The following is a 12,234-nucleotide window of genomic DNA, read 5'->3' as shown; positions in this document are numbered from 1 at the left end:
TATACGGGATCGTACTTTACTATATTGAACTCTGCAAGCGTGAAGCCGAACATTTCCACCAACGCCCCGCCGGAAGTCGGCGCGGCACTGCAACGACTGCGCCTGGCGCGCGGCCTGACCCTGGAAGACCTGTCCCGTATTGCGGGAGTTTCCAAATCCATGCTGTCGCAGATTGAGCGCGAAAAGGCCAATCCGACGATTGCCATTACCTGGCGTCTTGCCAATGCGCTTGGCGTGCAGATCGGCGAGTTGCTGTCCGACGTCGGAAAAGATGTCGAAGCGATCAAGCTGGTCGATGCGCACGAAACCCCTACCCTGCCCGGCGCCCATGCAGGCTACGTGCTGCGCATCCTCGGCCCGATGGAACTGGCCGGTAAATACGAGTGGTATGAGCTGACGCTATCGCCAGGCGGCGAGCTGGTGTCGCAACCGCATGATCCCGGCACCACCGAGCACCTGACCATCCTGCACGGCTCGATGGAGCTGGAGGTCGGTTCCAATAAGAAGAAGATCAAGCTGGGTGGCACTGCGCGCTACGCTGCGGACCTGCACCACGCGATCCGCAACCCAGGAAAAACTGAAGCGAAAGCCTTGTTGGTGGTCATCCACCGCTAAGGTCTGGCGCAGACCAGGGAATTCGTTTCCCCCCAGCGCTATGCACTGCCGCTGAAGTGGGCATCGAGTTCACGCGCAAGCGCCTCCACAAACGAGAACACCACCTGGTCAGGGATATATGGCATATCAACTGTAACGGACTGCCCCGTCGTCTCAAGACAGGCCATGAATTTCTTTCGTTCATCCGTAACGAAAATGCCCCAGTGCGCTTGTTTGCCGAGCCCGGATTGAATCGGGATCGTGTCCACTGTCGCAAGCTCGTCAAGGATCGACTGGGAAAGCGCGCCGCTGCCACGCCAGTTCAACACGGAAAAAACCGGGTCAACGCTCTTACCGAGATCGATAAAGCCCACCAGAACAAGCAATGCCTTTTGCCCGCCCGGCAGGTCCAGTGAATACACCGTACCGACAGGCGCGTTTGTTCAAATCTTCTTGGGTCGTGGCTTCAAAACCTTGATCAGCATCGGCGCCGGCTGCTCGGATAGCAATCGCTGTTCCAGCGAGCGTAGGGATTTCTTTCGTGCCGCGACTTCAGCGGGCGCATCACGCTCCCATACTGCCAGGTCGCCGCCCCGTCCAATCAATTCCAGCGCCTTTGCTTTGACATCGTGGTGGAGACGACCTGCCTTCCATGCCGTATCTGCCAGTGCGAAATACACCAGGCACGCAACCTCATGGTCGGCAAGCAAGTCGCCATAGCCGTGCAGGATTCGTTCGTATGCCTGCATGTCTGACAGCCCATGCTTCAGGTTTTCGTTGTACGCATCGCGCACCTCGCACGTCGTGTCATCTGAATACAGCCCTGCACCCCAAGCTCCCATGAGATCTCCTAAGGGATCCGTTCCGCATCGGGCGGCGGCACAACCCAACAATGCATCCGTTCTTCGTAGACCGAGATCCGCGGCGCCGGGAAGCTGGGGTCGGCGAATGCTCCGACCGGTATACCCACGAACCCTTTGTGGCTCTCAAGGGCGTAATAGACCGTGGAACCGCAAGTCGGGCAGAAATGAAAGGTAACCTGGCCACCTTCATCGCCAACGCGAACGTACGCGGTTGCATTGCCCGCTAGCGCCACGTTTTCGCGCGGGAACCGGGCCTGCTCACCAAACACGCTGCCGGTCCTGCGCTGGCACGCCAGGCAGTGGCAAATCGAAATCCGGACAGGGTCGCCACTCACTTCGGCAGTGAGTTGGCCACAGCTGCAAGACGCGAGGCGTTTCTGCATCACATAGCTCCTATTTGATGATCGACCTGAAGGTCAGGCTGATACGCGGGCCGGCGTGCCTCATTTTCGGTACGGCATGAAGCCAGTGGTCCTGTACGTCCTTCGTCATGTAGATCAGCGATCCTGCAGGCAGGGGAAAGTCAAACTCCACAGACTTGCCTGCCTTGCTCCTGAAGACAAGGGATCTCATGCTTCCCAGCGAGACGATCGCTACCCCCGTCCCCGCGCTAAGCTCTTCGCTCGAGTCGGAATGAAATCCCATGGAAGAATTGCCATCCTCGTAGTAGTTGAGCAAGCAGTTATTGGGCGTAAATCCGAGGAGCCGCCCAATGGACTCCGCAAGTGCAGCTAGTTCGTCCGGCATTGGAGCCGGCTCGTACGAGATTTGCGAATAGTCGTAGGAGACACCAAAGCTGGCAGTCTTCCGAGCCTTCATCCGCTCGTCCCACTCAATCGACGTTAAAAGATGATCGAACAGCTCCCCTGGCATCGCCAGGAACTGCGGTTCGAAAAGTATTGGAGGTGGATTCATTATCTAATTTGCCGCGTACATTCCGGGAAAATATCGCTCCATCAGCGATTGCGGATACAACGGCGAAGTAAATCCGAACTGCGCATACAATCCGTGCGCATCGCCCGTGGCCAAAGTGAATCGACGCAGCCCCTGAAGCTCAGGGTGCGCAAAGACAGCCGCCATCAGCGCTTTGCCATAACCCTTGCCGCGATGCTCAGGCAGGACGAAAACATCGACCAGGTTGGCGAAAGTCGTGTAATCGGAGATCACGCGCGCAAATGCGATTTGATCTGATCCCAGGAAGCCCCCAAAACAGAGCGAATTCGCCATCGATCGTTCGACCAGGTCGAGCGAAATACCCTTGGCCCAACTACTTTGCAGCGACAGGAAGCGATGTACGAGCCCGGTATCAAACTCGCTTACTTCAGTGGTGATCCGAAATTCAGTCATACCCGATAAGACATGCAGTTAAACGTTCCAAAAATGTTAGCACGGTTGAGTATCCCACTGCATGCAGGTGCAGCGGAAGCGCATGGCAGCCTCACGCAATGCCGTATCGCGAATTCCATAAGCGATGACAGCATTGAACAGGGTGCAGAACGACGGCTCCTGCCTATGGAGTCGGCGCACAGTCTTATGCTGGCCGAGCAGGCAGACCTCGAGCACGTAATGAGCCCCATCCATGAACATGTACTCTTGACCATTCAGCAAGAGCGGCCCTTCCGCCTCGTCCTCCGGGAAATGGAGGATACCCGATTGGAGCGCGTGGTTCTCGATCATCCGAAGCGAGCCCTTTGGCAGGGGTGAAAGTGGAATACGTACTGCATCCCTGGTTCGGATCGTACCGCGCACCTGGCCAAATGGCTCCTCGTCCAGGACAACCACTTCGATAGAGCCGCCGGTTTCAGCCCAGGCAGTTGCGCTGATGCAGAACTTTGCACCATCGTTCCGGCGCATGTAGCGAATGAGGTTCATTTCATCGGAAATTTCTGGTGGCGGCCATCGATGAGCTCAACATCAAGCTGGTTTGAGGCATTGATGGCTACTGACCTTGCCCATGCCAAGTGAGATATGGCTGTTCGAAGTTGCGATCGGTGTTTATACAAGTCTCCCAGGATGACGGAACGTACCAGGTTTCCGCGATCATAAATGCGCAGCACTTCGAATTTCAGATCCGCGTCTGCGGGGACCAGATTCATGCCGTCGCGGGCCACAACAAACGACCTGCCATCATTTGAGACAAACATCCAGCGGTACCAGCCATCGACGGTCCAAAGTACGGTGGAACTGTCCTGCCGGCGGACGCTGGTCCGGTTTGTCTTCGGATCAGATTCAGCGCAAAACGCCCCGGACTTCGAGCACGTGACAATTTTCACCGGCAGGTCAAGTGGTTCATCGGCACCCGCTGGAGCCGACAAAGCGAGCAACAGAATGGCAAAGGAAAGGCAAGAGCGATGAATACTCATAGTTCTTCACAAAATCTGGCACGGACCCACTCGGCCGCCTGCAACTTATAATCTTCTTCGCCTTGAATTGATGCATTGCTAAGGTAAGCTACGTCAGCTGATGAAATCAGGCCTTTGCCGGCGAGGCGTTCCAGACTGCCCTCTGCCCGACGTGGCAATCCTTCAAGCCATGCCGAGATAGCCTGCGATGCTCCGCCGCTATCGCCGAGAGATGAAAGATAAATCGCAAGCGTAATGAATTGGAGTTTCGACTGCAGGAAGCGGATAACTCCATCGCGGGATTCGAACTGGCTTAGCCATGGCAACGCAATCGATGGGAGCCAGTTCTTCATTTCGTGCTCAAACGCAGCCACGTTTTCTGGCGAACGCAGTTCCCAGCTGCGCTTCGCCTCTCGCTCCGTCAGAACATACTGAAAGTGGCTTGAGGGGACGTTACAGTCCGGATCTAAAAGCGATTGCGGCACGCCGTAGACTGCCGCTTGAACGTCAGGAACAAGACAGCACAGTTCAGCATACAAAGTGCCGCCGTTTACGGTCCACCATTTATCGCGGTAGAAGACAATCTGACGCTGCGTGTGTTCGGTAGCGTGGAAGAACCTGCGCAGATCATGTCCACCTCCCTTTTGCTTTCCGAATACAGTGGTTTGAGGGACTGAAAGGAACAAGCGGTCCAATGCCTTCCCTAATTGAGTATTGATCGACATCAGTGAGTCCATATGGTCCAAAAGCCGTCAAGGAAAGCCCCTGCCGCCGCAAATGCTATCGAAATTTATCAGGTGGCTTAGCCCAGAAGGTCATCGGCAACTTCTTGCGTCGGTCAACGATGTTAACCTCTTCAGGTCCGACCTGATAGGCTACACCTTCTTCGAAAGACGACATTTGCGAAGCTATCCTTTTGTTGTCCTTGTATGTGTGTAAGAAAACGCCATGGCCTTGCCCCGTCGCTATCACTACATAATGGGTGAGCGATCCCCTGGTGAAAAAGACGATAGCTTCTCCGAAATGCGGCGTGTCCTGGCGGCTGTACACACCGAACTTCGATTCACGGCTGGCAACTGATTCTAAATTCGGGTGGCCCAATTTGCCTATACGGTAGCTCACCTTCACGATCGTTTCATCCTTACGCTTCACACAAAGGGAGAGCAACTTCCCCTTGGGCGAATAGCGCTGGTCACCCTCCTGATCGGGGTCAATGTCCCCAAACCACGCGTCGAGGAAGGAGATTTCATCCCTACCGCAATGGGTTGGCATCGGCTCATCAGCCATGGCGATGGGGCCATAAAGTGCCAGAAGTGCATACGTAAGGCCGAAACAAATAGGACGAGGGGACAAGTAGCGGCGCCTGGACATATTGCGAGAATGGTGGTCAGATTGGTGCGCCCGGCGGGATGGCGGGCAAAGTGCGGAGCTTGACGCTGCGCGGATCGGCCAGGTAGCGCAGTACATGGTCGGCCGCCTGGGCGCGGCTCGAAGCGGTGGTGCCTTTGCCAGGATTCGCTTTCAGCCACGCGGCGAAGCTGCGCAGTTGCTGGCGCAGGCCGGCGTCGACGTTGGCGTGCAGTTTGCCTCCTTCCAGCACCTGCAGCAGAGCATCCAGCACGACCCAGTTTGCAGCGAGTTGGACGGCCTCGCCGCCCGCTACATTGGCGGGGACAGGGGCGCGCTTCCAGCTTCGCAACAAGGCTGCGTCGATCACTTCCTCGGTGCCGGGCATTCCGTGGTCGCGTGCGTGCTGCCAGTACAGTCGATTCAGGCGGCCGGCGTCAAGGAGGAAGCCGGCTGTTAGCGCAGCCCCGGTTTCGGCGGCGGACAACGCGTCAAACACAGCGGCCATGCGGGTGCCGAAGTATTCCTTGTTGCGTTCGAATCCTGTCGACGGTGGCGACAATTGATCGAGCACTCCGGCCGGCAAAGCGAGGTATTCGGCGCGCAGCGTATCGGCAAGGCGCGACAATGCCGCGCGCTGGGTGGCTGCAGGCGTAACCTTGATGCCTGCGGCGGCACGGCCGGCGCGAATATCGGCGCCGGTGGCCGATTCATATTCGCCACCGGCCAGCAGTCGCGCTACGGCTTCACCTTGGTAGCGCTGCAGCAGGTACACCGGCACCAGGCGCGCTTCCAGTTCGCCCGCCTGGCGTTCGTCAGGAAGGACGTCAAGGGAGAAGTTGTCCAGGGCGCGGCGGCGGATGGCGCCTAGTTGGTCCCAGGTTTTCAGGCTATCGGGACCGAAGTCCCACAACAGACCGTTCGGATGGGATGCGCCGGGTGCGCGTGCATCCTCGTCGGAGACATATTGCAGGCCTGCGGCACGGGCATCACTGCGCAACTTGGCCAGCGCGCCTGATTCAAGCTCGCCACCGCCAAAGTCTCCGTAAACGTGTTTCACGACATAGTCATCCCATGCACCGACACCAACGCCGTACGCATCCTGCAGGTCGATAGCGCCGTCGGCGCCAAGCTTCAGCACCGGATGAGGGTAATCCATTACCGAGCCATTGCCTCGGCGGCTGGCGGCAAAGTTATGGGCGAAGCCGAGGGTATGGCCAACCTCGTGGGCTGCGAGCTGGCGCAGGCGTGCCAGCGCCATCTGCTCGGCAAGTTTGCGGCGCTCGGCGGGAGCGGATTTGCCGTAAGGCGCCAGCAGGGCTTCGGCGATCAGGATATCCTGCCGCACGCGCTGCGAGCCGAGCGTCACGGCACCGCGAATGATCTGGCCTGTGCGTGGATCGGCAATCGCATTGCCGTACGACCAGCCGCGCGTGGCGCGGTGAACCCAGGTAATCACGTTGTAGCGCACATCAGCCGGGTCGGCGCCTTCCGGCATCAACTCGACGCGGAAGCCGTCCTTGAATCCGGCCTTTTCGAAGGCGCTGGACCACCAGCGCGCGCCTTCCAGCAATGCGGAACGCACCGGTTCCGGGGCGCCGCGGTCAAGGTAGTAGACAATCGGTTTGCCGCCCTTTTCCAGGCGGTGGCGAACTTGCCAGCGCACGTCAAGGCTGCTGGCCAGTGGCGTGGCAAAGTCGTAGTAGCCGGAATCGAAACCACCGGAGAAAGGGTGATAGCGGCGCGGCTGGTAGCCGTTATCCGGCAGCCGCACCATGGAAATATGCTGGCGCATTGACAGGCTGGCCGGATCTGCCGCAACCTGTTTCACAAACTCGCCATTACCCGGACCGGCAAAGGTAAGCAAGGATTCCAGTTCAACGTTGTCGGGAAAGGCTTTGGCTTCGGATGCCAACACAGCGCTGCGCCTTTCATCCACCCGGTATGCGCCCTGCCTGGATTCATCCAGCCGCTGCACCACGCCATGCTGGTCGGCCAGCAGGAAGCTGGAAAAATCGACCAGGTGGCGTGCTCCTGCGCTGGCGAGGATGTCGCCCGACCACAGCACCGCCCCGGCGAAGGACTCGGCCACTGCATTGCGCTCGTCGGCATCGGCCGAACGCGCGACGAAGCGGGTGTTCTCCTGAACCAGGAACAGGCGGTTGCCGAATTTCTGGAAGCGTACCAGCTTCGGGCTGCCCGGCTGCGCGCGGTCCAGGCCTATGTCGTTTGAACCCAGTGCGTAAGGCAGCGATGACACCAGTAAAAAGGGCTGGTCCAGGTCGCGCACTGAAAGCAGCACCCTGCCCTTCGCCGCATCGCGCCAGACTTCAATGAAGCCCGGCTGCTCGGCGAGCGACTGGGTTTGCTCGGCGAAGGTTTTAGGCGCTTCCGCCGCCGTGGCCGGCGCAAGCAAGGCTGTCCACAGCAGCAGGAGCGCGCGCATGGCTTACTGGCCGCCGGCAGCGGTTGCCGGTGCTGCCGGATGCATGTCCAGTGCGCGGGTCAGGAAACCCCAACGGTCAGCCACTTCCTCGATCTGCTTCGTCGTCGGCTTGCCGGCGCCGTGGCCGGCCTTCGAGTCGATACGGATCAGGATCGGTGCTGCGCCGGCTTGCGCAGCCTGTGCGGCGGCGGCGAACTTGAAGCTGTGGGCTGGCACTACGCGGTCGTCATGGTCGGCGGTCATGACCATAATGGCCGGGTAACAGCCGCCCTGCTTCAAGTTGTGCAGCGGCGAGTACTTGACCAGGGCCTTGAATTCTTCCGCGTTGTCGGACGAACCGTAGTCCGATGCCCATGCCCAGCCGATGGTGAACTTCTGGAAGCGCAGCATGTCCATCACCCCGACCGCCGGCACCGCCGCGCCGAACAGGTCCGGACGCTGCGTCATCGCTGCGCCAACCAGCAGGCCGCCGTTGGAACCGCCGCCGATGGACAGCTTGGCTGGCGATGTCACGTTGTTTGCGACCAGCCATTCGGCCGCGCCGATAAAGTCATCGAACACGTTCTGTTTCTGCAGCTTGGTGCCGGCCTTGTGCCAGGCTTCGCCGTACTCGCCGCCGCCACGCAGGTTGGCCACCACGTACACGCCGCCCATTTCAACCCATGCCAGGTTGGAGACGGAGAAGCTTGGGGTCAGCGAAATATTGAAGCCGCCGTAGCCGTACAGGTAGGTCGGATTGCTGCCGTCCAGTTTCATGCCCTTTTTGAACACGATGAACATCGGGACCTTGGTACCGTCTTTGCTGGTGAAGAATTCCTGGCGCGTGTCAAAGGCGCTCGGGTCAAAGTCCACCTTAGGCTGGCGATAAACGCTGGATTTGCCGCTCTTCAGGTCCAGGCGGTAGATCGTGGCCGGGGTAGTGAAACTGGTATAGGAGTAGAACGTCTCGGTATCGGTCGCCTTGCCGCCGAAACCGGAAGCAGTGCCCAGGCCCGGCAGCGCAACCTCGCGTACAGGCTTGCCTTTCAGGTCGACCACCTTGACGGCGCTGTGCGCATCGCTCAGGTAGTTAAGCACCAGCTGCTTGTTGACGATGCTGGCGCCGGTCAGCGTTTGCTGCGTCTCGGGAACGATTTCCTTCCAGTTCTCGATGCCTGGCTTGCGGATATCGATCGCGATGATGCGCGAGCGCGGTGCGTTCTTGTCGGTCATGAAGTAGAACACAGGACCTTCATTGTCGATAAAATTGTACGAGGCATCGAACGCCTCGAGCAGGCCGACTACCTGCGCGTCCCTGGCTTTCAGGTCCTTGATGAAGACGCGGTTCCTGGCTTCAGTGCCGTGCGAACCGTTGATCACCAGATAGCGGCCATCGTCGGTTACTTCGGCGCCGAAGCCCCATTCTTTCTGGTCCGGACGATGGTAGACAAGCGCGTCGGCGATCTGCTGGGTTCCCAGTTTGTGGAAGTAGACTTTCTGGAAGTAGTTCACACCGGCCAGCTTGCTTTCTTCGGTCGGCTCGTCGTAGCGGCTGTAGTAGAAGCCGGAACCGTCCGCGGCCCAGGCAGTATTGGAGAACTTGACCCACTTGATATGGTCGGCCATATCCTTGCCGGTCGCGATATCACGAACCTTGATCTCGTTCCAGTCGGAGCCGGAAGCGGCGGTGCTGTACGCCAGGAATTTGCCGTTCGGGCTCACGGCGGTGCCGGCCAGCGCCACGGTGCCGTCAGCAGCCAGGGTATTCGGGTCGAGCAGCACGCGCGGGGTTTCGGACAGGGTCTTGGCGGTGTACAGGACCGCCTGGTTCTGCAGGCCGTCGTTGCGGCTGTAGAAGTAGCGGCCGCCCTTCTTCGATGGCACGCCATAGCGTTCGTAGTTCCACAGCCTGGTCAGGCGCGCCTTGATCGCTTCGCGTTCCGGAATCTGGCCCAGCCACGATTGCGTTACCTTGTTCTGCTCCACCACCCAGGCCTTGGTCTCGTCGCTGTTGGCGTCCTCCAGCCAGCGGTATGGGTCGGCGACCATGGTGCCGTGGTAGTTGTCCTGCTGGTCGATCTTTTTGGAAGCTGGATAAGTCACCGCCGCAGCACCTGCCGGGCAGGTCTGGGCAAAGGCTGGTGCGGAGAAGGCTGCGAGCAAGGAAAGTGCGAGTGTGGCGCGCTTGAATGGCATGTGTCGTCCGTAGAGTAGTTATGATGCGGCAGCGATCATAACTTGAACTTTAGCAAATAAGTAACTCTCCGAAGCCTTCGGCGCCAGCTATTATTCGGCCAATGCGGATGCTTTCCAGTTCTCGACCCAGCTTGCCAGTTCGCCGGCCGGCATCGGGCGGCTCATGTAGTAGCCCTGGCCCTGGTCGCAGCCCATCTCCGCCAGGATGTTCCAGGCGGCCTCGCTCTCGATGCCCTCGGCGACAACGCGCAGGCCCATATTGTGGCCAAGGTCGATGGTGGAGCGCACGATTTTGGCGTCGCCCACGTCATTCACCATGTTCAGTACAAACGATTTATCAATTTTCAGTTCGTCGACCGGCAAGCGCTTCAGGTAGGCCAGCGAGGAATATCCTGTGCCGAAATCGTCAATCGAAAGATCGCATCCCATGCTGTGCAAGCGTTCCAGGGTTTGCTGGGCGCGCACCGGGTCGTCCATGATTGCGCTCTCGGTGATCTCCAGGCAGAAAGCGCCCGGCGAAACATGGTGGCGCATGAAGATTTCGCCGAACTTGAACGGCAATTCCTGGTCCAGCAGGTCGCGCGTGGAAAGGTTGACAGACACCTTCAGGTGGATGCCGCGCTGCGCCAGTTCGTGGCACAGCTCCGCTGAACGCTCCAGCACCCAGTGGGTAATCACCCGGATAAAACCAGTCTGCTCGGCAAAGGGGATGAACTGGTCGGGGAAGACATTACCGCGCAGCGGATGCTGCCAGCGCACCAGCGCCTCCATGCCGATCACGTGGCCAGTGGCCAGCGTCATCTTCGGCTGCACGAACAGGCGCAGTTCATTGTTCTCCACGGCCCGGCGCAACTCCGTCAGCAGCGACAGGCTTTGCTGACTGCCCTTATCGATTGCGTCTTCATAGACCACAGCGCCTTCGTTGCGCTGCTTGGCCGTGTACATGGCGATCTCCGACTTGCCCAGCAGTTCTTCGCCATCCAGCCCATTGTCAGGGAAACCTGCGATGCCGATGCCGGCGCCGATGTCAACCATCTGCTCGTCCAGCGATAGCGGCGATTCCAGCACCTGCAGGATCTCGGCCGCAACCACCACCGCCTGGTCCAGGTCCGAGCTCGGCAGCAGGACTGCAAATTCATCGCCGCCCAGGCGCGCCACCTGGGCCGGGTGGCGGCGGTTGGCCAGCTTCTGCAGCAACCGCCCGGCAACCTGCTTCAGCAGGGCATCGCCAAAACTGTGGCCCATCACGTCGTTCACGTGCTTGAAGCGGTCAAGGTCCATCATCAGCACATAGACCGAACCGCCGCGCTTGCGCGCCTCACCGATTGCGTCATTCAACAACAGCAGGAACTGTGCACGATTCGGCAGGTTGGTCAGCGGGTCCCAGTATGCCAGGCGGCGGATTTCCTGCTCGCGCTTGGCGATACCGTCGCGCATGCTGCCGAAGGCGTGCGCCAGTTCACCGATTTCATCGGCGCGCGACGATCCGATATCCACCTTGTAATCGCCCTGCTCCAGCTTTTTGGCGGTATCGGCCAACTGGCGCAGCGGCTGCGCGATGCGCTTGGCAGTGACCACGCTGGCAATCACGCAGACGATCATGCCGGCCACGGTCAGGCCAAGCAGCCAGCGCTCCAGGCGTGAATATTCCGCAGTGGCTTCGTCGATAGAGCGGCCCAGCATTGCCACCGCGGCATTGCCGTCGTCCTCGCCAATCTTCGTCACGTGCACACTGAGCTTGTCGCCGCCAATGTCGACGTCGAAGGCTTCGGTGGGCAAGGCACCCATGCCTTGCAATTGCAACATGATGCGTTCGACCGCGGCAGGCCCCAGGCTGGATGCCACCGGGAGCCAGCGCCTGTTCGCGTCGCGCGTCAGCAGCAGGGTTTGCAGCGCGGTGGTTTCCTGCATGTCCCGCGCCAGGCGTTCATCCAGCGGGAATGTCATTACCACGAAGCCGATGGTTACCGGTGCTTTCACGGGCACAACGACAACCTGGTATGGCAGCCGTTCAACGATGGCTACCCCATTCGCGCCATCTTCCTGTTCCGCCTTGTCCAGCATGGCGATCACCATGTGCTCCAGCCCCGCCGCCTGTGCATCGCTGGTCGATGCGACAACCTTGCGTTCCGGGCTGACCAGCATTGTCATTGCAGCCTTGATACGGCGGCCATGGTTGGCGAGCGCCGATTCGATGGTGGCGCGGTCGTCGTCGTCGGTATTGCCTATCGCCGACAGGAAGCCTGCATCGCGCGACAGCAGACGCGCTCCATTGCGCAGGTTCTGCGCGTTCTGGTCCATCAGGCGCGCGAAAACCTTGCTGCCGTTGACCAGTTCTGAGGCAATCGCAGCGCGGGCATTGCTATCGATGCCGCGCTGGATCACGATCAAACCCACGAGCTGCACCACGATCAGCAGCACGAGGAACAACGTGACGATACGGCTTTCGAGGCTGCGGAATCGCATG

Annotated in this window: 13 protein-coding genes; 1 reads left to right on the top strand and 12 read right to left on the bottom strand. The window is 59.6% G+C overall.

The annotated features are described in order from the left end of the window. The first annotated feature begins 39 nt into the window (after nucleotides 1-39). Nucleotides 40-615 carry a helix-turn-helix domain-containing protein gene (locus ASD07_RS08225; protein WP_055927869.1) on the top strand — a complete coding sequence of 192 codons (576 nt, stop codon included), beginning with the start codon at nucleotides 40-42 and terminating at the stop codon, nucleotides 613-615. 38 nt (nucleotides 616-653) lie between these two features. Here the strand turns inward: ASD07_RS08225 and ASD07_RS08220 are convergent, their stop codons facing one another. The 12 genes from ASD07_RS08220 to ASD07_RS08165 form a co-directional block, all read right to left on the bottom strand. Then, nucleotides 654-1,016 carry a hypothetical protein gene (locus ASD07_RS08220; protein WP_055927861.1) on the bottom strand — a complete coding sequence of 121 codons (363 nt, stop codon included), beginning with the start codon at nucleotides 1,014-1,016 and terminating at the stop codon, nucleotides 654-656. Between the two features lie 21 nt (nucleotides 1,017-1,037). After that, nucleotides 1,038-1,436, bottom strand: coding sequence for a hypothetical protein (locus ASD07_RS08215; protein WP_055927855.1), 399 nt, complete (start codon nucleotides 1,434-1,436; stop codon nucleotides 1,038-1,040). Between the two features lie 8 nt (nucleotides 1,437-1,444). Continuing rightward, the gene (locus tag ASD07_RS08210; RefSeq protein WP_055927851.1) at nucleotides 1,445-1,840 is read right to left on the bottom strand and encodes a GFA family protein; all 396 of its coding nucleotides are present in this window, start codon (nucleotides 1,838-1,840) and stop codon (nucleotides 1,445-1,447) included. 10 nt (nucleotides 1,841-1,850) lie between these two features. Continuing rightward, nucleotides 1,851-2,372, bottom strand: a complete 522-nt coding sequence (locus ASD07_RS08205) for an alpha-ketoglutarate-dependent dioxygenase AlkB (protein WP_055927848.1) — start codon at nucleotides 2,370-2,372, stop codon at nucleotides 1,851-1,853. 3 nt (nucleotides 2,373-2,375) lie between these two features. Beyond that, nucleotides 2,376-2,804 carry a GNAT family N-acetyltransferase gene (locus ASD07_RS08200; protein ID WP_055927845.1) on the bottom strand — a complete coding sequence of 143 codons (429 nt, stop codon included), beginning with the start codon at nucleotides 2,802-2,804 and terminating at the stop codon, nucleotides 2,376-2,378. A gap of 36 nt (nucleotides 2,805-2,840) precedes the next feature. After that, entirely contained in the window at nucleotides 2,841-3,329 is a 489-nt protein-coding gene (locus tag ASD07_RS08195; RefSeq protein WP_055927843.1) for a hypothetical protein, read from the bottom strand. Continuing rightward, complete coding sequence (locus ASD07_RS08190) at nucleotides 3,326-3,820, bottom strand: hypothetical protein (RefSeq protein ID WP_055927840.1); 495 nt, start codon at nucleotides 3,818-3,820, stop codon at nucleotides 3,326-3,328. Before ASD07_RS08190 ends, ASD07_RS08195 begins: the two co-directional genes overlap by 4 nt. Next, nucleotides 3,817-4,524 (bottom strand): hypothetical protein, encoded by a 708-nt coding sequence (locus tag ASD07_RS08185; RefSeq protein WP_156397936.1) that lies wholly within the window; start codon nucleotides 4,522-4,524, stop codon nucleotides 3,817-3,819. The genes ASD07_RS08190 and ASD07_RS08185 overlap by 4 nt, the downstream gene beginning before the upstream one ends. A 55-nt stretch (nucleotides 4,525-4,579) precedes the next feature. Further along, the gene (locus ASD07_RS08180) at nucleotides 4,580-5,152 is read right to left on the bottom strand and encodes a hypothetical protein (RefSeq protein WP_156397935.1); all 573 of its coding nucleotides are present in this window, start codon (nucleotides 5,150-5,152) and stop codon (nucleotides 4,580-4,582) included. A 34-nt stretch (nucleotides 5,153-5,186) separates the two neighbouring features. Further along, nucleotides 5,187-7,592: a zinc-dependent metalloprotease gene (locus ASD07_RS08175; protein ID WP_055927832.1), complete on the bottom strand. Its 2,406-nt coding sequence runs from the start codon at nucleotides 7,590-7,592 to the stop codon at nucleotides 5,187-5,189. A gap of 3 nt (nucleotides 7,593-7,595) precedes the next feature. Beyond that, complete coding sequence (locus ASD07_RS08170) at nucleotides 7,596-9,767, bottom strand: prolyl oligopeptidase family protein (protein ID WP_082507209.1); 2,172 nt, start codon at nucleotides 9,765-9,767, stop codon at nucleotides 7,596-7,598. Between the two features lie 90 nt (nucleotides 9,768-9,857). After that, nucleotides 9,858-12,233: an EAL domain-containing protein gene (locus tag ASD07_RS08165; RefSeq protein ID WP_055927829.1), complete on the bottom strand. Its 2,376-nt coding sequence runs from the start codon at nucleotides 12,231-12,233 to the stop codon at nucleotides 9,858-9,860. Nucleotide 12,234 lies beyond the last annotated feature (1 nt).

This window comes from Duganella sp. Root336D2 (genome assembly GCF_001425005.1).
In the GTDB taxonomy this organism is placed as follows: domain Bacteria; phylum Pseudomonadota; class Gammaproteobacteria; order Burkholderiales; family Burkholderiaceae_D; genus Rugamonas.
Note: the sequence above shows the minus strand (reverse complement) of the source record. Positions and strands in the feature narration are given on the sequence as shown.